Below are 24,075 nucleotides of genomic sequence, written 5' to 3'. Positions count from 1 at the left end.
ACCGGAGACTGAAAATACTTACAACATTTTTCCATATTCCATAACAACCCGTATATTCATGTACTGGAAACTTCATGCTATAATTCTGTGGAAAAATGTCAGATAACCATTACCGCCGGGAAATATTTTACAGGTTTCCCGACATCTATAAATATCTATTCAGGGAGGAAATCATGAAAAAAGATCAGGAAATTTTTCAGGAACGTTTAAACCATCATCACGACGAACTTCGATGGCTGTACACAGAGCTTTATCACAATGACGATATGTTTGCAGAGCTCTGCGACCAGATGTACCAGTATTTTACAGCACGCCGACGCGCACTCAAAAACCGCGACCTGGAAAGAGAAAAAAATCCGGACTGGTTCCGCCAGAAGGATATGCTTGGCATGATGCTCTATATTGACAATTTTGCCGGCAACATCAAGGGAGTTTCTGCCAAGCTTCCATATCTTAAGGAATGCAACGTGAACTGCCTGCATCTGATGCCGTTTCTGGACACTCCGAAGGGCCGTTCCGACGGTGGTTACGCAGTAGCCGACTTCCGCAAAGTCCGCCCGGACCTTGGTTCTATGAAGGACCTGGCTGCCCTTGCAGATAAATGCCACAAAAACGGAATGAACCTGTGTATGGATTTTGTTATGAACCACACTTCCGAGGATCATGAGTGGGCCAAAAAGGCACGCCAGGGTGACGGCGAATATATGAGCCGTTACTTCTTCTACAACAACCGTGAGATCCCGGACGAGTACGAAAAGACCGTACCTCAGGTGTTCCCTACCACTGCTCCGGGAAACTTTACCTGGCTTCCGGATATCGGTCATTATGTCATGACTACTTTTTACCCGTATCAGTGGGATCTGAACTATGGCAATCCCCGTGTTTTCAATGAGATGATGTATAACTTCCTCTTCCTTGCAAACCAGGGAATGGATGTGATCCGTATTGATGCGGTTCCGTATATCTGGAAAGAGCTTGGAACTCCGTGCCGTAACCTGAAACAGGTTCATACCATCGTCCGTATGATGCGTATGATCGCTGAAATCGTCTGCCCCAGTGTTGTTCTTCTGGGTGAGGTCGTTATGGAGCCGGAGAAGGTTGTTCCTTATTTCGGAACTGTAGAGAAACCTGAATGCCATATGCTTTACAATGTAACCACCATGGCTACAACCTGGAACAGCATTGCCACCCGCGATATCCGCCTTCTGAAAAAACAGATGGACGTTGTAAACAGCCTTCCGAAGCAGTACACCTTCCTGAATTATCTCCGCTGCCATGACGATATCGGCTGGGGACTTGATTTCGCCACTCTGAAAGACTGGGGCATGGATGAGCCATCTCATAAGCGTTACCTGAATGATTTCTTTACAGGAAAGCATCCGGGAAGCGACAGCCGCGGAGAGCTCTATAATGATGACCCGGTAACTCAGGATGCCCGTTTCTGCGGAACTACTGCTTCCATGTGCGGGATCGAGGCTGCTCTTTTTGAAAAAGATGACGAGAAGCTGAAAAGGGGTATCCGCGAGGATCTGATGCTTCACGCATATATGCTTACCCAGTCCGGAATCCCGATGCTTTACAGCTCCGATGAAATCGGACGTCTCAATGATTATTCCTATAAAGAGGATCCGGATAAGGCTGCAGATTCCCGCTATATCCACCGTGGTGCTTTCCAGTGGGAGCTTGCCGGAAAAAGAAACTCCAAATCCTCCGTTGAGGGACAGATCTTCCAGACTCTTAGCCGCATGGAGCAGATCCGCAGCCAGGAATCTGTTTTTGATAAGGACTGTGATGTATATACATACGATGTTCATGATGACAGCATTCTCTGCATCCTCCGCCAGAAAGGAAACGAACGTTTCATCGGAATCTTCAATTTCAGTGACAGCGAAAAAACTGCCTGGATGCAGGAGGAAGGAACCTTCCACGATCTGATCACTGACCAGACACTGGAGCTTAAGGATGTGGAGCTTCCGGCTTATGGATTTATGTGGTGTAAGAGGATATAATGATCCTGTGGCAGTTTCTAGGATCATGAGATCACTGTACTTACCTTTAATTTGTTGTTCATGTAAATAAAAAAGACGTGGCCTTACGGATCGATATATTTCGTTCATTAACAACTCAGTAAATGAACGAACCTATCCTATCGATCCGTATCCACGTCTTTTTATTATGTTATATCTTTATTTTTTATAAGCTGTTCTGGTATTCAGAAATTACTTGCAGAGCTCCTCTGCCATTGCATCGATCTCTGCCACATTCTCATCGCTGAGAGAAGACATGATCTTTACATTGTTCTCAAGCCATGTGATATTTTTGCTCTTCTCGAACATTCCTTTCATGACTTTAGCTGCAGTCGGTGCCCAGCTTCCGTTCTCAATGAGGCCGATGGTGCGGTTCTGGTAATTACGCTCTGTCAGGTTCTCGATGAATGTACGCATAAACGGGAATGCTTCTCCGTTGTATGTAATGCTGGCCAGTACCAGCTTGCCGTAGCGGAAAGCATCCTCCACTGCCTCTGCCATGTCTTCTCTTGCAAGATCGCAGACAACAACCTTCGGGCAGCCCTTTTCCTCCAGCTTCTGTGCAAGAAGCTCTGCTGCTTTCTTTGTATGTCCGTATACAGATGTGTAGGCGATCATTACTCCTTCACTCTCTACTTTATAAGAAGACCAGATATCATATTTCTCCAGATAATGTCCAAGATTTTCGGTAAGGATCGGTCCGTGAAGCGGGCAGATGGTCTGGATATCAAGAGTTGCTGCTGCCTTGAGAAGCTTCTGTACCTGCGGACCGTATTTTCCGACGATTCCGATATAGTAGCGACGTGCTTCGCAGTCCCAGTCCTCTTCTACATCAAGAGCTCCGAATTTGCCAAAGCCGTCTGCGGAAAACAGAACTTTGTCTGTGCTGTCATATGTAACCATAACCTCCGGCCAGTGAACCATCGGTGCAAATACGAAGGTAAGGACGTGTTTTCCAAGTGTCAGGGTGTCACCGTTGGCTACAATATGTTTCTTTCCTTCCAGATCCATTCCACGGAAGAAATTCTCCATCATGGTAAAGGTCTTTGTGTTGGCAACAACAGTTGTATCCGGGTATGCTTTCATGAAATTCTCAATATTTGCTGCATGGTCCGGCTCCATATGCTGGACTACAAGATAATCCGGTTTCGCACCATCCAGAACCTCTGCAACTTTTCCCAGCCACTCTTCTGTGAAGCCGGCATCTACAGTGTCCATAACTGCGATCTTCTCATCTTTGATCACATAGGAGTTGTAGGACATTCCGTTTGGCACTACATACTGTCCCTCAAACAGGTCTACCTGATGATCGTTTACTCCTACATAATAAATATCATTTCCGATTTTCATTGTATTGAGTTCCTCCTTGGTCTGCTGTATTTTATATTTCCAATATTTCTGAAAATACTTTCTTATTACTCTCATTTATTATATCATTGTTCGTACTGAAATCAATGTAGAATCTATAAATAAAAACAAACCTCTGCGCCTGGTAAAAGAGCTATTTTCCCCTCTTTACAAACCTATTCCAACATAGTATTGTATACCTTGGATGAAGGAATTTTTTATAATTTTTATGAGGTAAACTATGTGTGAAAATGAAAAAAAGAAAACGTCTTCCATTGAGATGACCTCCGGCTCTCTCTGGAAAAATATCCTCCTCTTTAGCCTTCCCCTGATGGGGTCCCAGGTGTTGGAGGTTCTTTTTAATTTAAGTGATGTTGCGGTTGTAGGGCGATTTGCAGATTACATGGCACTTGGAGCTGTGGGTTCCACAACTCTGCTGGTCACTTTATTTACCGGAATCCTGATCGGCATGGGCGCCGGAGTCAATGTTCGTGTAGCACACGAGCTTGGTGCCGAAAACAGAAAAGGTACCGAAGAAACGATCCATACATCTCTTCTTCTCTGTGCCATTGCAGGACTTCTGGTCTGTGTCGTCTGTCTTCTGTTTTCCGGACAGATGCTGTCCATGATGAATACGAAACCGGAGCTGATGGACCAGGCTGTTTTATATATGAAGATTTATGCTCTGGGTATGCCGGCCATGGCTGTATACAATTTCGGTAACGGCGTATTAAGTGCTCGCGGCGATACAAAGCGACCACTGATCTATCTTTCCATTGCCGGAGTGATCAACGTTCTTCTGAACCTGTTTTTCGTTATCGTCTGTCATATGGCCGCTGCAGGTGTGGCAACTGCCAGCGCGATCGCCCTGTATATATCCGCTGCACTGGTAATGATCCACCTCCTCCGGAGAAAAGACGAATGCAGGGTATCCCTGCGTAAGCTCCATCTTCACCCAAAGGCCTGTAAAGCAGTACTGCTTCTTGGTATTCCCACAGGTCTGCAGAACGGAATTTTTGCCATTGCAAATCTGTTCGTACAGGCCGGCGTCAACTCCTTCGATGCAGTCACGGTTTCCGGAAATGCTGCCGCTGCAAATGCAGACTCTCTGATCTACAACGTCATGTTCGCCTTCTATACTGCATGCGCAAGCTTTATCGGTCAGAACTGGGGTGCCGGAAATAAAAAACGTATGCTGAAGACTTATGGGATCAGCCTTACATATGCCTTCATCGCAGGCGCGATCCTTGGTGGACTGCTTCTTGTTTTCGGTCCGCAGTTTTTGTCACTGTTTGCCACAGAATCGGCCGTCATTGATGCCGGCATGGAAAGGATCCGGATCATGGGCTTCAGCTATGCCTTCAGCTGTTTTATGGATTGCAGCATCGCCGCTTCCCGTGGCATCGGAAAAAGTATCCCACCGACCATCATCATTATTCTGGGATCCTGTGTATTCCGTGTCATCTGGTTCTATACGGTGTTCGCACACTTCCAGACCATTTCCTCGCTTTATCTCCTGTATATTTTCTCATGGGGAATTACAGGCTTTGCGGAGGTTCTGTTCTTTGCTGTAAGCTTCCGGAAAATCCGGGCCTGAAACTTCAAATATATAGCGCCAGACGAAGCATTGATCTGGCGCTTTTTTTATATCTTTTTCGTGTTTTATGTACATTTGTCTTTACAAGACGGACATGATTGTATATAATTATCCTGTTGTGCTTTTACATGATGCAGTAGTAGCAGCTTAGAACGATCAGCCCTTTACACCGGATCGTTGCTTTGCGGCTCAGCATTTTTCAGCACACCCACACAATAGGAAAGAGGAAACTAGTTATGAAAAACCTGATTCAAAAATGGAACAGCATCAACCTGATCAAGCGTATCATCTGCGGTCTGATCGTTGGTATCATTCTCGGACTTGCGATCCCTCAGGCATCTGTGATCTCCATTCTCGGTGATCTGTTCGTCGGTGCTCTCCGTGGAATTGCTCCGCTTCTGGTGTTCTTCCTGGTAATGAGCTCTCTGTGCCACATGGGAAAAGGCCAGAAAACAAACATGAAACTTGTTGTTGTACTTTATCTTCTGGGAAATGTACTCTCAGCACTGGCAGCTGTGATCTCCAGCCGCCTGTTCCCGATCATGCTGACTTTTTCCGAAAATACAAATACTTCCGACGTCACTCCGCCAAGCGGTGTTGCAGAGGTCCTCAAAAACCTTCTGATGAACATTGTTTCCAACCCGGTTGACGCACTTGTCAACGCCAACTATATCGGTATCCTTGCATGGGCCATCATCTTCGGTATCGCACTGAAGGCCGCAAGTGAAACTACCAAGACTGTCATCGAAAACATTTCCGATGCAACCTCCACAGCCGTAAGATGGATCATCAGCCTTGCTCCATTTGGTATCATGGGCCTGATCTTCACAACCATCTCCGAGCAGGGGCTTGGCGTACTGTTAAGCTATGGCCGTCTGATCTGTGTACTGGTGGGAACCATGCTCTTTGTTGCACTGGTGATCAACCCGATCATTACTTTCATCTGCACACGCCAGAATCCGTATCCGCTGGTTCTGCGCTGCCTGAAGGACAGTGGTATCACAGCCTTCTTTACAAGAAGCTCTGCCGCCAACATTCCGGTAAACATGGAGCTGTGCAAGGATCTCGGACTTGATGAGGATACCTACTCCATCTCCATCCCTCTTGGTGCGACCATCAACATGGGTGGTGCAGCGATCACCATTTCCATCATGGCTCTGGCAGCTGCACATACACTCGGTATCAGCGTAGACTTCCCGACCGCTCTGATCCTCTGCATCCTGGCTGCTGCAAGTGCGGCTGGTGCTTCCGGAGTTGCCGGCGGTTCTCTTCTTCTGATCCCGATGGCCTGCAGCCTTTTCGGAATCCCCAATGATGTTGCCATGCAGGTAGTTGGTGTCGGTTTCATCGTAGGCGTGATCCAGGATTCCTGTGAGACAGCACTGAACTCTTCCACAGACGTACTTTACACAGCATGCGCCTGCAGGATCAGAAAGAATAAATGATCACACTTATAAACCGTCAGGCGGATATTCGTAATTGAAACAGGGGACTCCCTTGATTCGGTTAAAAAGAGCAGATCTTCCGTATTTGGAAAATCTGCTCCTTTTTTGGCTTAGAGCGTGTTTGAAAAAGGCTTTCTGCAAGATGTGCGTCACAATTTGTGGGAGATTTTGTCCGGATGAGGGCGCCGTAGCGGGCTACGGCAACTGAATTCGGGTAAAATATACCGCAAAGTGGGGCGTGCAGATTACGGGAATGATTTTTCAAACACGCTCTAACCTTCAGTTCCTGCAATATCTGCCCCATATAAAATTATCCGTAATCGGTAAATAAAACATCCTCTACATTCGAAAAAGCTTCCAGTTCTCTCCCATCTGCACAGCCAGATATACGATCTCAAAGATCACAGCTACAGATCCAAGCTTAAAAAGCAGGGAATCCACAAAGCCTCCTGCCTTACAGAAATCCAGCGCAATGCCGCCCGGCAGCGGATACAGGATCCGTACCCGTTTCCGGTTAAAGCAGTCCAGCACCAGATGTGATGCGAATCCAACCACAAAATAAAGGACCAGCTTCACGGACACCATGGATATGGCTGCACTTAAAATGGCCATAGCCATGATCGAATGCATAAATGACCGGTGCGGCTGATTTTTTCCAAAGGCGCAGACTGCAATAAAAATAATAACTCCCATGGCAACCGGCGCCATAGACTGGTTATTGCGGATCTTTTCCCAGATGGAAAAATCATAAAAATAATTCAAGGCGATCTCTGCTGCCACAAGCAGTACCGCGATCAGTGTGATCCTGTCCGCATCCTTATGGGATTTGGAGGTTCCCACATCAATGTCGCTGATCAATGCTCCAAGCATTCCTGTTCCTGCCGCAAGTACCAGACCGGAAACCGTAGAGGGCTGTGTAACTGCCAGCACTGTTCCGAGTCCGACTGCCGCGTGTGTTTTTCCTGTCATAATTCTCCCCTTATTGTAAAAAATCTTCCGTTATTCAGGATTATCCACTGCTACAGATCAGACACTCTCTTCTGATCTTCTGCATATATAAATGTATCACTTTATCATTTACCGCAGATCTGAAAATACAATAAGGCAGCTGTCAGCCTTACCTTTTACTGACAGCTGCCTCCACGAAACAGCATTATATCACATAAAAAATCACGATTCTATCTAAAATCTTTCTACTTTCTTTCACGTCCCGTTTAAATGGAATATGTCTCTTGGATCTCTCTTTTAATCAGACCAGTTCATACGTCCGTAGCGAAGTGCAAGACCTTGGATCTCTTTCTGAAGCTTCACAGTCAGCTCCCTTTTGCGGATCCTCCACTTCCAGTTCTTTCCTACTGTGGAAGGCTGGTTCATTCTGCAGCTGTTATCCAGGCCCATATAATCCTGCATAGGGATCACACAGAGCTTTGCACTGCTTCTCATAACCAGGCTGATAAAGCATTTATGCAGCTCTTTATCCGGTGTATAGTTATCACAGAGATAATCCCTGGCAAGCTTACGCTCTTTTGCCATAATGCTCTTCCACCATCCGGCGATGGTCTCATTATCATGGGTTCCTGTGTATGCCACACTGTTCTCCGGATAGTTGTGTGGAAGATAATCATTGGCACAGCCGGAATCTCTGGAATCAAACGCAAACTCCAGGACCTTCATTCCCGGGAATCCACTGTCATGGACAAGCTGACGCACAGAATCTGTCACATAGCCAAGATCCTCCGCAATGACCTGCTTCCAGCCAAGGGCCTGCTCCACTTTACGGAACAGATCGATCCCGGGACCTTTTTCCCAGTGACCGCCAATGGCATTTTCTGCACCGTACGGAATGGAAAAATACTCGTCAAAGCCACGGAAATGATCGATCCTTACCACGTCATAAAGGCGGAATACGTAGCTCAGTCTGGAGATCCACCACTGATATCCTGTATTTCTGTGGTAATCCCAGCGGTACAGTGGATTTCCCCAAAGCTGTCCTGTTGCGGAAAAACCGTCCGGCGGGCATCCGGCTACAGCCACCGGCACATTCTCCTCATCCAGCTGGAAAAGCTCCGGATGAGCCCAGGTATCTGCACTGTCCATAGCTACATAGATCGGGATATCTCCGATGATTTGAATGCCTTTTTCGTTGGCATATTTTTTCAGTTTCATCCACTGCTCATAGAATTTGAACTGCATATACTGCTGGAATTCAATATCAAAATATAATTCTCTGCGATAGTAGTCCATGGCATTTGCCCAGCGAAGGCGGATATCCTCTGCCCATTTTGTCCACTCAACACCGCCGAACTGATCCTTTACTGCCATAAAAAGTGCATAGTCGGAAAGCCACCAGCTGTTTTCTGCAACAAATTTCTGATAATCCGGATTCTCGCTGGTGTTGCTGTTTTCGTAAGCTTTGCGGAGAAGCTTGTAACGGCCTTTGTAGATTTTTTCATAGTCTACGCTGTCTGCTCTTCTTCCCCAGCTGACCTTATCACAGTCCTCCTTTGTAAGGACGCCTTCCTCCACCAGTGCCTTCAGGCTGATAAAATACGGATTTCCCGCAAAAGTGGAGAAGGACTGGTACGGAGAATCTCCGTAACTGGTAGGTCCCAGCGGAAGGATCTGCCAGTAGCTCTGTCCCGCTTCCTTCAGCCAGTCCACAAAATCATAGGCACTCTTTGAAAAACATCCGATGCCGTACTCTGACGGCAGGCTTGTGATCGGCATCAGAATGCCGGCTGCTCTTTTATCCATATCTTTTCTCTCCTTATGTTGAGCCCTGCATCTCAGAGCATCTTATCTATTATCCTCTCACGGATGCATATTCATATAATCTACGCAACCGTTTGCGTAAATTATACGTCCATTTTGCATGAAGTGCAATGCGTTTTTGTCTTTTCTACCTTTCTTACAATTTTTACATCCTGATTTTGTGCAGTTTTTCATTGTGTCAAACAGAATCTGTCTGCATCTCACTACCTGATTTTCTGTGCATCTGTTTTTACGCAATTTCATGCAATTTTCCGTGCAATATGTTTGACAGTATCCTTGTTATGAACTACAATATCTCTATCAGACTGAGATAAAAAAGCCGGATCAGAGGCATACTTCCGCTTTGATCCGGCATATCCGTGAGGAGGCAAATTTATGGCAGTAACCATCAAAGATGTGGCAGCTCTGGCCGGGGTGTCCCCGTCCACCGTTTCCAGAACCTGCAAAAATAATCCATCTATCAGTGAAGAAACCAAGGAACGTGTACGCAGAGCCATGGCGGAGCTTGGCTATGAGCCGAATTTTCAGGCCAGTAACCTGGCAGCACAGATTTCCCGCTCCATCGGTATCATCCTGCCTCCGTCCCCAAAGGAGACATACGAGAATTCCTTTTACCTTGAGACGATCCGGGGGATCAGCCACTACTGTAACGCACATCAGTATATCAGCACCATTGTTACCGGTCAGAATGAAGAAGAGATCCTTAACGCAGTACGTTCCATGTCCAGAAGCGGTAAGGTTAACGGATTTATTGTTCTTTATTCCCGTGTGAATGATCCTGTTATTGATTTTCTTTTCAGTGAAGGACTTCTCTATATCCTGATCGGAAAACCGGCACAATACACCAATCATACGATCTATATCGATAATGACAACCTTCTGGCCGGACAGGAGGCAACGGAGTATCTTTATGCTCTGGGCCACCGGAAGATCGCTTATCTGGGTGTAGATAATTCCCTGGTCTTTTCCGCAGACCGCAAAACCGGCTACATGACTGCGCTGATCAGCCACGGATTAACCGTACAGCCCGAATACTGTATAGAGGTTTCGGCAACTTCCCAGGATGAGTTTCAGGAGCTTCGAAAGCTGCTTTTAAGCGAGGATCGTCCTACAGCTGTGCTTGTCAGTGATGATATTCTGGCACTTTCCCTGGAGCGGATCTGTATGGAAGCAGATATCTCCATACCGGAGGATCTGTCCATTCTTTCCTTTAACAACTCACTTTTTGCCAGACTGACTTCGCCTCAGCTGACCTCCATTGATATTAACTCCGGGCAGCTTGGAATGGAAGCAGCCACGCAGATGATCAGTCATATCGAAAATCCGAGCCTTCCGGCCACAAAGATCATTGTACCTCACCAGCTGATCGAAAGGGACAGCTGCCGGAGGATCTGATCTGCTTTCAAACAAAAAACAGGTATCTTCTCTGCTGACTGTGTATTGACCACCACTTATCGATCTGACATTGATGGTTGATCTACCGCCCGGCAAAAAGATACCTGTTTTTCATTTTTTATAATGCTTTCTCATAACACCAGTACATATGTCCCCAGAGTTCACACTCTCCCACGTTCTCAAAATTCAGCTTATCATAAGAACGGAGTGCTTTTACATTGTCCTTCGCAACAAGAAGATGTACAGCTTTATAGCCCCGCTTCTTCAGCTCTTCCATCACACCCTTAAGAAGTTTCCCGGCAATCCCCTGATTCTGGAATTCCTGACATACTCCCACCCGGGAGACCTCCACTGACGGTACCATGGTTTCTGACCAGCATGTGAGACATTCCACATTTGGATCATCATCAATGGAGATCACACCTGCGATATTTCCCGCATCGTCCCGCATACAGAACAGCGCATCTCTGGAAAGATCAAATTCCACTTCTTTTTCTGAAGGATACTCCTCTGTCCACACACAATAGGGCGTCCCCAGCAATGAACGGTACAGCTTCAGAACTGTATCTGCTTCTTCTCTTTTTACACGCTCGAAATTCATTTTATATCCTTTCTCCTGAAAATACATTCTTTTTCCGCCCGGATCTCGCCAGTATCAGGATCACAGCAAATGTAATGATCTCTGAACTCAGGAAGGACACACGCCATTGATCCCAAATAATCCGGAAATAGCTTTTTCCCAGGACCGTCAAATCTGCAATCTGCACCATGTCCTTTCCTGATTCTGGTTTTCATCCCATTTATCATTTATTCTAACTCAAAAAAGCTTCTCTTTTTGTTACTGATAATAACATCTTTCGCTACACCCCGCCGGAAACACCATCCGTTTTAACGTACATTTAAATTCCCTCTCATTTTCTGCAGCGTCCAGAATTTCCAGCGCTTTTCGCAAATTCCGGATATCTTTTTCCATGTGATCCACATAGTTTCCCCGGCCAACCAGCTTCAGATGCGTGATCCCTGCCTGCTTCAGCTGATACAGTGCACACAGTCCACAGCCTGTCTCACCACAAAGATATCCGGATTCATCATATGCTTTCAGACCCGGTTCCTGATTCCACGCCTGCTCCTGAAGAGCCATTATTTTTTCCGGAACAGCCTCACCATTCCGTACAGTTCCAAGCCAATAGGGCACCCTGCAAAGATATCCCATCTCATCACAGTGAAGCGAATTACAGAATGCTCCCGTAAACTGGCACATTTCATTCAGCACAAAGGCCTCGAACTCCATTCCCGCCTCCGGTCGGATCCCGGCCTGTTTTTCCACTTCTCTCTGAGATACAATAACAGACTGCATATCCCGGAACGTGTTTTTCCGATGAAAGATCAATCTCTTCAGAGGAAAGCGCCGGAACATCTTCAGCATTTCGCTATTCACTTCCCCTGTTTCTCCACTGAGATGGATCTCACAGGAAAGTCCCCTGTTTTTCAGATAAACAAGAAGCGCCGGATCTGCAATGATATAGCTTCGAAATCCAATTTCCATGCACTTCTCTATGATATCTCCGATCTCCGGGTACTGTTCCGGAAGATAATACAGGGAATTGAAGGTGAGATGCACCGGCTTTTTATATTTTTTTACCATCTGGGAAAGAATTTCCAGCTCACTGTATGCTCCAAGCTGAACATTACAGCAAAGAACCTCCCTGCGATTTAACGGCATTACTGTGCCGTATTTTTCCGCCCAGGAAAAGGGTACATAGCCACAGAAAAATTCATCTGCTCCTGCCTGCACAAAACGTTCATATTCATCTATGGAGCCTAACCCGGCTGTTATTTTCATACCGTTATCCATGTCCTGTTCCTTTTTTCCGCAATGTATTCTTGTCAAACAGATATTCGTGCTCCACCTTCACAGCCTGCTCATCACCTGTCATATATTAACAACAATGCGATCCGGCTTTGTGCCTTTTATATTTTTCCACATTTCCGTTGACTCCGGAAGTGTTTTATCCACACCGAACAGGGAATTATACCTCCCTGCCATGTGTAAATGTTCCGGATAAAGAAGTGTGTATTTTTCACAAAATTTCGGACAGTGCTCCGCAAGCTGCTGTGTACCACGATCCCCAGTGGTGCACAAAGCATACAATGGACAGTACTGCGAAGTGTTTGTCTGATAAAAAGGCAAATGCAGACTGTTTTTTCCCGGCGGAAGCTCCTGTGGATATCCGCAGGACTCCCATTCGTATCTGTGGATATGAAATTCTTCAGCCAGAAAATCCCGATAAAACTCCGCATTCAGGCTGTTTTGCTGAAATAATAAGGTATCACCGGATTTATATTTCATTCGCGGATCCTTTTTTCGTTTATTGAGCAATGTGCCCAGAACAGGATGCAGGCGGGATGTTTTTCCACAGAGCATTTCCACCATGGCCCAGTCATTGACTACGATTTCCACATTCACCCCATGAATACAGCACCAGTTATCCACCTTTTCCAGAAGCTTTCCCACAGACAAAAGCATAAATTCCCGGATATAAGAAAATACCAGTGTGATCTCCGATCCGTCCGAATACATTTTATCCATGATAGAAAAAAGCTGCTCTTCTGTCGGAAACAGGTTATGGCAGAACTGATTTCCAATATAAAATCTGTCCGGTGTCCGGCCTGCAAAATAACTGTGAGTGAGATAATTCTTCTGCCAGTAAGACGCCAGAAAAGCCTGCAGCGGCTGGCGCAGATATTCTTCATACAGGGAAGTGCAGTTTAATTCCAGGGCAAACTCTGTATTATCCAAAAGCCTTAATTCTTCTGCACCCATTGTATCCTGTGGATTACCGGAAGCCTTTTCACCCTCTCTGAAAAACCACTGCTTCTTCTGTTCCTCCAGACTCCTGCAGTGCATCTCATCCAGCTCCGCAGGATAACCGGTCAGTGATTTCGCCAGCTCTCCATCGTCTCCTTCCAGCTTCAGACGGATATATCTGTTGTACTCTCCGGCCAGACGCCGAACCTCCTGTACATAATCCTTCTGTTCCACTCTCACAGAATATTCCCTGTAAAAATATTTTCCGGTTTTCTTTTCAACTGGCTGTTGATCCTGCAGGCATTGATCCTCTGCTGCACTCATCCCAAACCTCCGGATCTCCACTCTCCTGTACCCGGCTTTTTTCATATCATAAAAACAGATCAGAAACTGCTCCGGTTCCGGGCATTCCTCTGCCAGCCGAAATCGAAATCCATCTTCACCCAGCTCTGTGATCCTGATTTCTTTGCTATCCATAAAACCGGACAGCAATCCAAATGGTATCATAGAGATCCTCATCAGGAAAGCTTCCTCCCTTCAGGCAAAAAAGGAGATGCCATATGCTCCCATACAGCACCTCCCACTGTTCCTTCTTATTTCACTTCTACTAATTCAATTCTGAAATTCAGCTCTTTACCTGCCATCTCATGGTTGGCATCGAAAGTAATGGTCTTCTCATCTTTTGCGTTTACTTTAACCGGGAACGGCTGTCCGTACTGGTTGGAAAGATATACCTGCTGTCCTACAGTGAGATCCTCAGCACCCGGAAGCTGTTCGATCTCAAGTGTAAAAATCGCATCCGGATTCGGCATACCGTAAGCTTCCTCAGGCATCAGATGAACATCTACCACCTGGCCAACCTCCATGTTTGCAACTGCCGCATCAAAGCCTTTGATCATCTGTCCTGCCCCGCAGATGAATTCCAGTGGCTCGCCACGGTCATAGGAAGAATCGAACTGTGTTCCGTCATTAAAGGTTCCTCTGTAATGTGTACGGCAGGTTTTTCCGACATTAGGACCTGTGATAGATGGCTGGGAACCACATCCTCCACCACAGCCTCCGCAGGAATGTCCGCCTTCATGACCGCCGCAGGAGTGTCCATCCTCATGGCTTCCGCAGGAATGTCCATCCTCATGATGGTGATGATCACAGTTCACACCTGTGGATACCAGCTCGCCCTTCAGATAAGCATCCACAGCTGTGTCTGCATCTCCCTGTGCTCCGGAACATAACTCAATGCCAGCCTCAGCAAGTGCACTCTGTGCTCCGCCGCCGATTCCTCCACAGATCAGAACGCTGATTCCCTGCTCTGCAAGAAGTCCTGCAAGTGCACCATGTCCGGTGCCATTGGAGCTGATCACTTCACTGGAAACAACCTTGTTATCCTCCACCTCGTACACCTTGAAAAACTCCGTTTTTCCAAAATGCTGAAAAATGTTTCCATTATCGTATGTTGCTGCAATTTTCATTTGTAAAACCCTCCATTAGTCAGATATGTATTATATTAGTATATCGTGCAGGCAGGATAAAAGCAAGGTTTAACTTCTCTCACAAAAACACCTCGCGGGACATTGCCAGTGAACAGCAACCTCTTGCTGTCATTCAATGAATCCAGTATAATAGAAGCATCTGTAAAAATAAAAGATTTTTTGAATAAGAAGGTTTGAACTAAAATGAAATCATACGAAGAATTACTTTCAGATATTGAAGAAGACATGGAGCTCATGGGTTCCTCACACATTGTTTATTCCATGGAAGAGGACGGCGTTGTTACCGATTATGATTATCTTCCATCCGATTCCTGTACGATCTCCATTACCTTAAAGGAACTTCAGGAAAAGCTTCAGCTGCAGATGCTCTATACAAAAGTTTCCGCTCATACAGCCGGAGCAGATAAAAATGCCCCGAAATTAGCTGTTGTTTTTCCGGGCATCGGATACACTGCTGACAAGCCGCTTCTGTACTATACCAGCCGCCTTGCCAGCAAACACGGCTACAAAATCCGCACTGTATCCTATGGCAACCTCCCGGAAAATGTCAAAGGAGATCCTGAAAAAATGAAACAGGCCTTTGACCTTGCCCTGGAACAAACAGAACGCTCCTTAGGCAGCATCGACTGGAATTCCTATGGCAGCATTCTGTTTATTTCCAAAAGCATTGGTACCGTCATCTCCTCTGCCTATGCTTCCAGACACGATCTGACTGTAAAAAGTATCCTGTTCACGCCTCTTGCAGAGACCTTTTCCTTCCCACTTGCCGGAAGCATCGCCTTCCACGGCACCGCAGATCCCTGGGCCGAAACCAATTCCATCCGGGAACTGGCAGCGCAGAAAGATGTACCTCTCTTTCTCACCCAAAACGCCAACCATTCTCTGGAAACCGGTGATGTACTGACGGATATCTTTATTCTAAAAACTACAATGGAGCGGGTCCAGCGTTTTATTTAACGCCGGTCCGCTTATTTTTCTCCACCCACTAAAAACTGAGGTGTCAGCTTATTCAGCTCACGATCCATAGAAGTTCTGGAAATATCACTGATGTCCTTCAGGGCAAACACTTTGGAAAAGCCGATCTCCATCATGTGATCCAGATCCCATGCCGGGCGCTTTTTATCACTCATAAACAGCTTACTGCTGAGCTCTTTCCCTGTTTCCGCATCTTCATGAGCATGGATACCTCTTCCGTATTTTTCCCACATGGCAGCATCATGTGCCTCGTAAATCTTTTTCTTTTCTTCATCATAAAGATGCAGATACCAGCAGGCGTCCGATACCAAAAGGCGTCCGCCTTTTTTCAGTACACGCAGCCACTCCTTGTAAGCCTTCTGTGGATCATCCAGCGTCCATGTGATATTTCTGCAGATAACCATATCAAATGTCTCATCCGGAAAATTCAGATTGTGGCAGTCCATAGTCATCAAATCTGCGGATAAACCTGCTGCCTTTACATTTTCCTTTGCTTCATGGATCATATTTTCAGTAATATCGATCCCGGTCACATGATGTCCTTCTTTTCCCAGCATAATTTCAAAAAATCCCGGCCCGCAGCCTACATCCAGTACTTCCAGATGTTCTTTTTCCGGCGCATACTCCAGAATCAGATTCTTCCAGTTTTCTGCTGTTTCACTTTTCAATTCTGCCTTGATCCCTTCGCTGTAAATGCCAGCTTCTCCTTCCCAGTACTCTTTGATCTTATCGTTTTGCATGTCACTTCTCCTTCTTTGTGGCTATTACAATAAATTTTTTCCCCTGATATCCGTATTTCCAGAAATCCATCGTCCATGGTCTGTTTAGCCAGCGGTTCTCTCTGATCTGGATCCTGGCAAAGCGTACCTTTTTTAATATCTGAAAGTCCGCTTCCGGACGCTTCTGCGATGTAAATGGCAGCTTTTCATAAATTCCACTGTTTTCCTTCACGTCAGATCCATATGTTTTTCTTTCTGTAACATAAATAAGAAAATCAGCAATTTTCATATGGATCTTATTTTTTAATGTGGGTTCGATGGTACGATAGTCCCCATCAAAATAAATGATCCTTCCACCTGGTTTTAATACAGCCTTCCAGCGTCTGAAAGCTTTTTCCGGATCATATAATGTCCACACCGCATCTCTGGAAAGTATCACATCATAGCTTTGTTCCTGTTCCAATGGCAAAGTTACACCATCTTCCTCACAGATTTCCACCTGCTGATGATACTGCCGCATATTCCTTCTGGCTTTTTCTACCATTCCTGATGAACCATCGATCGCTTTTACATCATGTCCCAGACGCGCTGCTATGATGCTCATAAAACCCGGGCCGCAGCCCACTTCTAAAATACGAAGGGGCTCAGGTCCAAGAAGTCTTTTCAATTCTTTTGTCCAGTGAGATACCGTTCTTTTGTTACTCAATTGTTTTTGGATCATATCATCATAATCACCGGAATCTTCTGTCCATTTATTCTCGATTTTTTCAAACATTTTTTTACTCCACTACATCCAGTGTTGCCCAGTTAATGCCTTCATAGGCAGTCGGTGCAAGCTCTACATTGGTCAGTCTGGTATTGTTATAGATATAATCACGGTTCGGATAATACAGCGGCACTGTTACTGCCTGATCATTGATACGTGTAAGGATCTTATCGTATAATTCCGTACGTTTTTCTTCGTCCTGTGTTTTTAATACTTCTCCGAGATCTTTGTTCAGCTCCTCATCGTACCAGTTTACTGCCTTTGCTCCATCTTCCGCGTAGAACATTGATTTCAGGAAACCATGAGGCATCCAGGAGTCTTCATAGCTGCGGTAAATGCACAGATCGTAGTCTCTGGTGTTCCAGATCTCATCAAAGTAAGCTGCAGATTCTTTTTCTACCAGTTCAACACCCACACCAACCTTCTCATATTCAGATTTCAGGTATTCACACAGTGACTTCCAGGAAGCATATTCTTCAGTCTGGAATACCAGTCTGAGGCTCAGTGGTTCTCCGTCTTTTTCTACAATACCATCTCCGTCTGTATCCTCATATCCTGCTTCCTTTAACAGTTCCTTTGCTTTATCCGGATCATATGGATAACCCTTGCTGTTTTCTTCTGTTACATAAGGAACTGTCGGAGACATAAGTCCGGTTGCCGGATTGCCGTAACCATCCAGCAGATCATTTACAATGCTTTCTTTATTTGTTGCATAATTCAGTGCCTGACGTACGTTTATATCCTGAAGCGCCGGTGTATCATAATTTTCGATCAGATAGTAAGAAAGTGTGGAAACCTGCTGTTCTGTCGATAAATTTTTATCTGCCTGGATAATACTGAAGCTTTCGGATGGAATATCCTGAAGATTCAGATCTGCCTCTCCACTCTGAAGTGCCATCACTCTGGCATCACCGTCTGCCACCTGTTTCAGAACTACTTTATCAATATTTGGTTTCTCACCGTAATAATTAGGATTTGGTACCAGGACAACCTCCTGACCGCTTTCATAACTGTCGATCATCCACATTCCGGTACCCACTTCCTGACAAAATTCTCCGTCTTCATCCAGTGCACTTTCACAGGTGAAACGGAATGGTCTTGGATAGCTGAATTCGATCAGCAGTGTATAGCATGGTTCTGCGAACTTAAATTCTACAGTATAATCATCTACCTTTGTAACATTTTCCAGTTTGGCTGAAAAGTTACCGATCACATCCTGTTCCACCCATCTGTTATAATTCCACATCACATTGTCTGCATTAAACACTGTACCGTCTGAGAATTTCACATCTTTTCTTAAATGGAACGTATAGGTTGTGCCATCTTCGCTGATATCCCAGGATTCTGCCAATGCCGGTTTGATTTCTCCATTTTCTCCGTAACGTACCAGAGGATCATAGATCATTTCATAAAGACGAAAATCCGGACCACTTTTTACCGGGTCACAAAGTTCAGGAGTCAGATCAATGGATGTCATTGCCGTAACTACTTTTTCCTCTTTTGCCTGTACATTGACACCTGTCAGTAAAGTTGCCGCCACCATGCTCAATGCTATCAATTTTGCTACACGTCTTTTCTTCATTTCTTCCTCTCCTTTGTTTGTTTTATATTTTACAGCATATGACATGCCGCAAAATGTCCTGTTTCAATTTCTGTCAATTCCGGTATATGCTCTCTGCATATATTTGTACATCTTCTGCACCGGTTCTGATATGGGCAGCCCTGTTCCGGAATGGTATCTGAAAATATTTTCTTTTCCTGCAATCCGATTCTTCGCATTTTCGGTTCTTTTACCGGAATAGAATCAAACAGATCTTTTGTATAAGGATGTACGGCAGTCTCCTTTAAGCTGTCCGTATGATCGATAAACTCGACCACGCGTCCCTGATACATAATAGCCACCTCTTTGCAGAGATATGGAACGTTGGACAGATCGTGAGTGATCAGTAAATAGGTCATCTCATATTTTTCCTGCAGCTCATTTAACAGATGCAGGATCTGCTTTCGTATGGAATAATCCAGACTGGATACCGGTTCATCACAGATCACAAGCTCCGGTCTTAATACCAATGCTCTCGCAATATTAGCTCTCTGACACTGACCTCCTGAAATCTGTCCAACATAACGGTTGCGGATATCCGGATCAAGCCCCGTCTGGATCAAAGCCTCCTTTACTCGCTCTTCATACTCACCCTCTTGCAGTTTTTCATGTAATTTCAAAATTTCCAAAATATTTTCTCCAATGGTATAACCGGGATCAAATACCCCGCTACTGCTTTGAAAGACCATCTGAAGATTCTTGCGATATGGACGAAACTGCTTTTCAGACAAATCCTGCATTTCCTGTCCCTGAAACCAGAATTTTCCATCTGTAGGTTTCTCCAGGCCGGCGATCAGCTTTCCGAATGTAGTTTTACCACTTCCACTTTCACCGATCAGAGCCATGGATGATCCTGCATGGATTTCCAGACTTACATCATCCACTGCCTTCACAATTTTTTTCTTGCCATAATATTTTTTTAAATGTTCTGTCTTTAGTAACGTACTCATACTTTTCCCCTATAAAACTGCATCCAACAGTTTTTTTGTATATGAATGCTGCGGATGATAAAAGATGTCTTCAACTGTTCCGTTTTCCACTATTTCGCCGTCTTTCATGATCGAAACATCATCTGCGATCTCTGCCACCACACCCAGATCATGCGTAATAAATAACACGCCCAGGTTTTCTTTCCTGGATAGCTGATAGATTTCTTCCAGAATCTGCTTCTGTACGGTTACATCCAATGCTGTGGTCGGCTCATCTGCAATCAGATAATCCGGTTTCATGGACATGGCAATGGCGATCATAACACGTTGGCACATACCACCAGACAATTCGTAAGGTTTTTTCTTCATCAGTTCTTCCGGATCACGCAGATTCATCATCCGCAGACTTTCCAACGCAGCTTCCCTTGCCTGTTTTTTGCTCATTCTGCGATGTTTCCTCAGTCCTTCCAGAAGCAGTTGTTCAACTGTAAAAAGCGGGTCAAGAGCAGCGGTCGGATCCTGAAAGATCATTCCGATCCTGTCTCCGTATAACTGTCGTTTTTCTTTTCCTGATAACTTCAGAAGACTCTTTTCGTTCAGTGTCACATCTCCGGATATCACCTTTCCATTTCCTGCAAGCAGATTCATGATCGTCAGAGAGGTAACTGACTTGCCGCTTCCGCTTTCTCCCACCAGGGCATGGATCCTTCCGCGCTTTACTTCCAGGCTGACATCTTTTACTGCATGAACCATTCCGTGAGAGGTCTGAAACTCCACATGTAATCTTTTTACCTTTAGAACATCATTTTTTGTCTGTTCCATTTTGTATTCCCTCCCCCAGATAATTAAATGCCAGAACAATGATCATGATCAGTATACCCGGATAAAACATCAGTCTTGGATAAGTCTGGATATAACTTTTACTGTCACTAAGCATGATCCCCCATTCCGGTGTCGGTGCCTGCACACCAAGGCCGATAAAGGAAAAACCGGCAATTGACAGAATGATCGAACCGATTTCCATTGTTGCCAGTGCGATCACAGATGGCAGGATATTTCTCAATACATGCCTGAATATGATCCTTGCGTGGCCGCAGCCTCCGGCTTTTAGTGCGGTCATATAATTTTTATTTTTTTCCTGAAGTGTCAATGCACGGGCAAGCCTTGCATATTCTGCCCAGGATACGACCGATAAGGACAGGATCAAATGAGCGCCGCTGGCTCCTACGGTTCCTGCAATGGCAAGTGCCACAATAAAGACCGGCATAGCCATAAATACATCAATGATCCTCATAATTATCGAATCGATTTTTCCACCTACATATCCGGCAAACAGTCCGATCGGCACCCCGACACATACGGTGATCAGAAGCACCGTAAAGCTATAGCTCAGTGAATACCGGCTGCCCCAGAGAAGTCTTGATAAAATACATCGTCCCAGCTGATCAGTACCTAAAGGATATGCCGCCGACGGATTCTTTAATTTTATCGAAACATCCACAAGCAGTGGATCATGTGGCGCCAGTACAGGTGCAAAAATGGCTGCCAATACAAAAACTATGACCACCATCAATCCTATTTTTGTTTTTGGTGACCGGAATACCTGTTTCCAGTACAGATTCTGGATCATGCTTTTTTCTGTTTTCTGCTTTCTTCTGCTTCCCATTCTATGATCTCTCCTTTACTTTAACTGGATTCGCCGGTCAATCGCAGAATAGGCGATATCCACAAGAAAATTTAATACTACAATGCCAACAGCCAGAATAAAGATAAAACATTGCAGCACCGGAGTGTCTTTTGAGATCACGGATTTCAATGCCAGATTTCCGATTCCCTGAATTGAAAAAATACTTTCTATCACAGCTGAGCCACAGAAAAAACCGATCACAATTGATACCAGACGTGTCAGCACAGGAATCAGAATATTTTTCAGACCATGACGCAAAATTACATTTACAGATGACAATCCCTTGGCTCTGCTGGCACGTATGTAATCCTGCTTCAGCACCTGTATCATATTGGTACGGATCAATCTCGTCATAATTCCAAAGAAACTGATATCCATGGCAAATGCCGCGAGAATCGGGATACCTCCGGCATCTCCTCCGATCACGGAAATCACTTTTAGCTTTACTCCAAATATATATAGCAGCATCAGACCGATCCAGAAAGACGGCATAGATACACTGAGGGACGACAAAATGCGAATGACTTTATCCAGAACTCTGTTTTCGTAAATTGCCGACAAAATTCCAAGAGGGACTGATACGATCATCAACAATAAAAACGAAGTAACTGCCAGTTTAAATGTCTGTGGAAAATATCTTTTTAATTCCTCAAAAGCCGGTTTTCTGGTAGAATATGATTTTCCAAAATCGCCATGAAGTGCCTGATCCAGCCATTTCCCGTATTGTACCAGCACTGGCTGATCCAGTCCTTCCTCATGCCGTACTTCTTCTATCTGCTCCGGTGACGGATGCTCGTATTTTTTCTCCGCCAGAACTCTGGCCGCATCACCTGCCGATATAAAACTCAGCATAAAAATAATAAATGTAACCGCCAGAACTACCGGAATCATAAATATAAAACGCTTTGCAATTACTTTTCCCATTTTCATTTCTCCTCATTTTTCATCTGTTTATTCGGTTAAAATAAAAAAAGCTGATATGATCCAGCATCATATCAGCACAAAAAACAAACCTCTACCTCAGGCAGAGCTTATTCCTTCTGTATCCCATCCGAATCAGAATTCTTCTGTCAAAAAGGCAAGTCTCCTGACTCCAGTTCTTCCTACTTACCATCTTCCCGGATCTCTCCAGTGATATTTTGGTTTTCGTCCCTGTCTGATATGCCCCTTGTCAAGTAGACAGGTGAGATATCTAAAGGTAAGCGACAAAAATACCTACATTTCATTTTGGAGTGTAGGTATTTTTATGCACACCATTTCTCTTTATATTTTTTAATTCGTTTGTTTTCTGGAATAGGATATTCTACTGGTATGTCAGATTTCAGTGCTTCTTGAACGTACTTCTAGGGGTGTTTTGCAGCAATACCTATCCTGTGGACGTTCTTTCACTATAAAATCTTATATAATCCTTTATTGCAAATCTTAATGAGGATTCATCAGTTATTTCGTACATCTGATACATTTCTGCTTTGATAATTCCCCAGAAACCTTCTGTTGGTCCATTATCAATACAATGTCCAACCCGAGACATGGATTGTCTCATTTCTTGTTTTACAAGTTTCTTTTTAAACATTTTGCTGGTATACTGGAATCCCCGATCTGAATGAAAAATCGGCTTTGCACAGGGGTTCAACGCAATTGCCTTATCAAAAGTTTTAAATACTAATTTATTATCATTTCTGGCACTAACAGCATATGACACAGGATATCTATCATACAGATCTATAATGGCACTTAAATACAACTTCTTTTTTTTACCTGGCACTTTAAATTCAGTCACATCAGTAGCCCATTTTTGATTGGGTGCAGTTGCGTAAAAATCTCTTTGTAATATATTTTGTGTTGTTTCATCTGCATTGGCATTCCTATATTTTTTCTTCTTTTTTCGTATAACGGAATGGATTCCCAGTTTTTTCATAATTCTGTGAACTCTATTTTTGCTGTACTTTGTTTGATTAAAATGATTGATCCAAGAAGTCATTCTCCGATACCCTAAGATATGACTAAAGCGTTCATCATACTCCTTAATGAGCTCTGCAAGTTTGATGTTTTCCATTTCATCCTCAGGTGTTTCACGGTGTAGCCATTTATAATAAGCAGCTCTTGCGACCTCCAAATGTTTACACATCCATCCAATACTCCAGTTTTTCTCTGTATGAAAATATTCTATCGCAAGATATTTTGATTCATGACGAACCTTACCCAGCCTCACATCCTTTCGAAGTCTTTCACTTTTTTTAACAATTCAACAACCATATCCTTTTCTTCCAGCTGACGCTTTAGTCGTAAGTTTTCACGTCTCAAACGTTCTAATTCATCTACTTCATCATCTGTTTTACGTTGACCGCGTCTGTCAGTTAATCCGGATTCCCCATCACTATCATATTTCTTTACCCAAGAATAGACCTGACCGTAAGAAACATTGAATTTTGTAGCTGTATTCTTATAGTCACGATTATGGTTGATGCAATAATTAACGATTTCTTTTCGTTCCTCAAGTGTTGTTTTTCTTCGTGC

At 44.6% G+C, this 24,075-nt stretch carries 20 protein-coding genes, 3 pseudogenes and 1 riboswitch; of the genes and pseudogenes, 6 read left to right on the top strand and 17 right to left on the bottom strand.

What is annotated here, in order from left to right; all coding sequences use genetic code 11:
* Positions 1-173 precede the first annotated feature (173 nt).
* Positions 174-2,009 (top strand): amylosucrase, encoded by a 1,836-nt coding sequence (locus CCC17_RS12475; RefSeq protein WP_287083203.1) that lies wholly within the window; start codon positions 174-176, stop codon positions 2,007-2,009.
* A gap of 213 nt (positions 2,010-2,222) precedes the next feature.
* Here the strand turns inward: CCC17_RS12475 and CCC17_RS12470 are convergent.
* A pseudogene (locus tag CCC17_RS12470) lies at positions 2,223-3,377 on the bottom strand (FprA family A-type flavoprotein); the annotation flags it as partial.
* A gap of 238 nt (positions 3,378-3,615) precedes the next feature.
* On the opposite strand from CCC17_RS12470, the gene CCC17_RS12465 reads away from it, so the two are divergent.
* Both CCC17_RS12465 and sstT read left to right on the top strand, forming a co-directional pair.
* Positions 3,616-4,971, top strand: coding sequence for an MATE family efflux transporter (locus CCC17_RS12465; RefSeq protein WP_287083202.1), 1,356 nt, complete (start codon positions 3,616-3,618; stop codon positions 4,969-4,971).
* Positions 4,972-5,207: 236 nt separating this feature from the next.
* Positions 5,208-6,416 carry a serine/threonine transporter SstT gene (gene sstT / locus CCC17_RS12460; protein WP_287083201.1) on the top strand — a complete coding sequence of 403 codons (1,209 nt, stop codon included), beginning with the start codon at positions 5,208-5,210 and terminating at the stop codon, positions 6,414-6,416.
* A gap of 61 nt (positions 6,417-6,477) precedes the next feature.
* On the opposite strand, the pseudogene CCC17_RS15115 reads toward sstT, so the two are convergent.
* Positions 6,478-6,621, bottom strand: a pseudogene (locus CCC17_RS15115) (DUF6783 domain-containing protein); the annotation flags it as partial.
* Between CCC17_RS15115 and CCC17_RS15110 the strand changes: the two are divergent.
* Positions 6,559-6,747: pseudogene (locus CCC17_RS15110) on the top strand (DUF6783 domain-containing protein). The pseudogenes CCC17_RS15115 and CCC17_RS15110 sit on opposite strands and share 63 nt — an antisense overlap.
* A gap of 8 nt (positions 6,748-6,755) precedes the next feature.
* Here the strand turns inward: CCC17_RS15110 and CCC17_RS12455 are convergent.
* Together CCC17_RS12455 and malQ are read right to left on the bottom strand one after the other, a co-directional pair.
* A complete protein-coding gene (locus tag CCC17_RS12455; RefSeq protein WP_092071602.1) occupies positions 6,756-7,385 on the bottom strand; it encodes a metal-dependent hydrolase in 630 nt (209 codons plus the stop codon).
* A gap of 276 nt (positions 7,386-7,661) precedes the next feature.
* On the bottom strand, positions 7,662-9,170 hold the full coding sequence (gene malQ, locus CCC17_RS12450; RefSeq protein WP_173740863.1) for a 4-alpha-glucanotransferase: 1,509 nt from the start codon (positions 9,168-9,170) through the stop codon (positions 7,662-7,664).
* A 393-nt stretch (positions 9,171-9,563) separates the two neighbouring features.
* On the opposite strand from malQ, the gene CCC17_RS12445 reads away from it, so the two are divergent.
* Positions 9,564-10,583, top strand: a complete 1,020-nt coding sequence (locus CCC17_RS12445; protein ID WP_287083200.1) for a LacI family DNA-binding transcriptional regulator — start codon at positions 9,564-9,566, stop codon at positions 10,581-10,583.
* Positions 10,584-10,701: 118 nt separating this feature from the next.
* Here CCC17_RS12445 and CCC17_RS12440 read toward each other — a convergent pair whose 3' ends face one another.
* From CCC17_RS12440 to CCC17_RS12425, 4 genes are all read right to left on the bottom strand, one after another.
* Positions 10,702-11,184 carry a GNAT family N-acetyltransferase gene (locus CCC17_RS12440; RefSeq protein WP_287083199.1) on the bottom strand — a complete coding sequence of 161 codons (483 nt, stop codon included), beginning with the start codon at positions 11,182-11,184 and terminating at the stop codon, positions 10,702-10,704.
* 237 nt (positions 11,185-11,421) lie between these two features.
* Positions 11,422-12,474, bottom strand: coding sequence for a U32 family peptidase (locus CCC17_RS12435; protein WP_330577340.1), 1,053 nt, complete (start codon positions 12,472-12,474; stop codon positions 11,422-11,424).
* 42 nt (positions 12,475-12,516) lie between these two features.
* Positions 12,517-13,899, bottom strand: coding sequence for a hypothetical protein (locus tag CCC17_RS12430; protein ID WP_287083198.1), 1,383 nt, complete (start codon positions 13,897-13,899; stop codon positions 12,517-12,519).
* 86 nt (positions 13,900-13,985) lie between these two features.
* Entirely contained in the window at positions 13,986-14,861 is an 876-nt protein-coding gene (locus tag CCC17_RS12425; RefSeq protein WP_287083197.1) for an FKBP-type peptidyl-prolyl cis-trans isomerase, read from the bottom strand.
* A gap of 204 nt (positions 14,862-15,065) precedes the next feature.
* Between CCC17_RS12425 and CCC17_RS12420 the strand changes: the two genes are divergently transcribed.
* The gene (locus CCC17_RS12420) at positions 15,066-15,839 is read left to right on the top strand and encodes an alpha/beta hydrolase (protein ID WP_287083196.1); all 774 of its coding nucleotides are present in this window, start codon (positions 15,066-15,068) and stop codon (positions 15,837-15,839) included.
* A gap of 11 nt (positions 15,840-15,850) precedes the next feature.
* Here CCC17_RS12420 and CCC17_RS12415 read toward each other — a convergent pair whose 3' ends face one another.
* The 9 genes from CCC17_RS12415 to CCC17_RS12375 form a co-directional block, all read right to left on the bottom strand.
* A complete protein-coding gene (locus CCC17_RS12415) occupies positions 15,851-16,597 on the bottom strand; it encodes a class I SAM-dependent methyltransferase (RefSeq protein ID WP_138276760.1) in 747 nt (248 codons plus the stop codon).
* Between the two features lies 1 nt (position 16,598).
* Positions 16,599-17,351: a class I SAM-dependent methyltransferase gene (locus CCC17_RS12410; RefSeq protein WP_138276761.1), complete on the bottom strand. Its 753-nt coding sequence runs from the start codon at positions 17,349-17,351 to the stop codon at positions 16,599-16,601.
* 4 nt (positions 17,352-17,355) lie between these two features.
* A complete protein-coding gene (locus tag CCC17_RS12405) occupies positions 17,356-18,924 on the bottom strand; it encodes a nickel ABC transporter substrate-binding protein (RefSeq protein WP_287083195.1) in 1,569 nt (522 codons plus the stop codon).
* 29 nt (positions 18,925-18,953) lie between these two features.
* Positions 18,954-19,892 (bottom strand): oligopeptide/dipeptide ABC transporter ATP-binding protein, encoded by a 939-nt coding sequence (locus CCC17_RS12400; RefSeq protein WP_118609166.1) that lies wholly within the window; start codon positions 19,890-19,892, stop codon positions 18,954-18,956.
* A gap of 9 nt (positions 19,893-19,901) precedes the next feature.
* Complete coding sequence (locus CCC17_RS12395; RefSeq protein ID WP_287083194.1) at positions 19,902-20,693, bottom strand: ABC transporter ATP-binding protein; 792 nt, start codon at positions 20,691-20,693, stop codon at positions 19,902-19,904.
* The gene (gene nikC / locus CCC17_RS12390; RefSeq protein WP_287083193.1) at positions 20,674-21,537 is read right to left on the bottom strand and encodes a nickel transporter permease; all 864 of its coding nucleotides are present in this window, start codon (positions 21,535-21,537) and stop codon (positions 20,674-20,676) included. The genes CCC17_RS12395 and nikC overlap by 20 nt, the downstream gene beginning before the upstream one ends.
* Before the next feature lie 15 nt (positions 21,538-21,552).
* On the bottom strand, positions 21,553-22,482 hold the full coding sequence (locus CCC17_RS12385; protein WP_118626465.1) for an ABC transporter permease: 930 nt from the start codon (positions 22,480-22,482) through the stop codon (positions 21,553-21,555).
* Positions 22,483-22,618: 136 nt separating this feature from the next.
* Positions 22,619-22,831, bottom strand: a riboswitch (cobalamin riboswitch).
* A 93-nt stretch (positions 22,832-22,924) separates the two neighbouring features.
* Positions 22,925-23,770, bottom strand: coding sequence for an IS3 family transposase (locus CCC17_RS12380; RefSeq protein ID WP_287083192.1), 846 nt, complete (start codon positions 23,768-23,770; stop codon positions 22,925-22,927).
* On the bottom strand, positions 23,767-24,075 hold a 309-nt coding region (locus CCC17_RS12375; RefSeq protein ID WP_287083191.1), incomplete at its 5' end, for a helix-turn-helix domain-containing protein. The genes CCC17_RS12380 and CCC17_RS12375, both read right to left, overlap by 4 nt.

It is taken from the genome of Blautia sp. LMAG:36 (assembly GCF_008680535.1).
Lineage (GTDB): Bacteria > Bacillota > Clostridia > Lachnospirales > Lachnospiraceae > Blautia_A > Blautia_A fusiformis.
The sequence above is the reverse complement of the archived record's forward strand: the minus strand, read 5'-3'. Positions and strand labels throughout refer to the sequence as shown.

What these genes read in the sequence shown, in the direction of transcription:
- CCC17_RS12475 (WP_287083203.1), top strand. Translation starts at nt 174, where the DNA reads ATGAAAAAAGATCAGGAAATTTTTCAGGAACGTTTAAACCATCATCAC.
- CCC17_RS12465 (WP_287083202.1), top strand. Translation starts at nt 3,616, where the DNA reads ATGTGTGAAAATGAAAAAAAGAAAACGTCTTCCATTGAGATGACCTCC.
- sstT (WP_287083201.1), top strand. Translation starts at nt 5,208, where the DNA reads ATGAAAAACCTGATTCAAAAATGGAACAGCATCAACCTGATCAAGCGT.
- CCC17_RS12455 (WP_092071602.1), bottom strand. Translation starts at nt 7,385, where the DNA reads ATGACAGGAAAAACACACGCGGCAGTCGGACTCGGAACAGTGCTGGCA.
- malQ (WP_173740863.1), bottom strand. Translation starts at nt 9,170, where the DNA reads ATGGATAAAAGAGCAGCCGGCATTCTGATGCCGATCACAAGCCTGCCG.
- CCC17_RS12445 (WP_287083200.1), top strand. Translation starts at nt 9,564, where the DNA reads ATGGCAGTAACCATCAAAGATGTGGCAGCTCTGGCCGGGGTGTCCCCG.
- CCC17_RS12440 (WP_287083199.1), bottom strand. Translation starts at nt 11,184, where the DNA reads ATGAATTTCGAGCGTGTAAAAAGAGAAGAAGCAGATACAGTTCTGAAG.
- CCC17_RS12430 (WP_287083198.1), bottom strand. Translation starts at nt 13,899, where the DNA reads ATGATACCATTTGGATTGCTGTCCGGTTTTATGGATAGCAAAGAAATC.
- CCC17_RS12425 (WP_287083197.1), bottom strand. Translation starts at nt 14,861, where the DNA reads ATGAAAATTGCAGCAACATACGATAATGGAAACATTTTTCAGCATTTT.
- CCC17_RS12420 (WP_287083196.1), top strand. Translation starts at nt 15,066, where the DNA reads ATGAAATCATACGAAGAATTACTTTCAGATATTGAAGAAGACATGGAG.
- CCC17_RS12415 (WP_138276760.1), bottom strand. Translation starts at nt 16,597, where the DNA reads ATGCAAAACGATAAGATCAAAGAGTACTGGGAAGGAGAAGCTGGCATT.
- CCC17_RS12410 (WP_138276761.1), bottom strand. Translation starts at nt 17,351, where the DNA reads ATGTTTGAAAAAATCGAGAATAAATGGACAGAAGATTCCGGTGATTAT.
- CCC17_RS12405 (WP_287083195.1), bottom strand. Translation starts at nt 18,924, where the DNA reads ATGAAGAAAAGACGTGTAGCAAAATTGATAGCATTGAGCATGGTGGCG.
- CCC17_RS12400 (WP_118609166.1), bottom strand. Translation starts at nt 19,892, where the DNA reads ATGAGTACGTTACTAAAGACAGAACATTTAAAAAAATATTATGGCAAG.
- CCC17_RS12395 (WP_287083194.1), bottom strand. Translation starts at nt 20,693, where the DNA reads ATGGAACAGACAAAAAATGATGTTCTAAAGGTAAAAAGATTACATGTG.
- nikC (WP_287083193.1), bottom strand. Translation starts at nt 21,537, where the DNA reads ATGGGAAGCAGAAGAAAGCAGAAAACAGAAAAAAGCATGATCCAGAAT.
- CCC17_RS12385 (WP_118626465.1), bottom strand. Translation starts at nt 22,482, where the DNA reads ATGGGAAAAGTAATTGCAAAGCGTTTTATATTTATGATTCCGGTAGTT.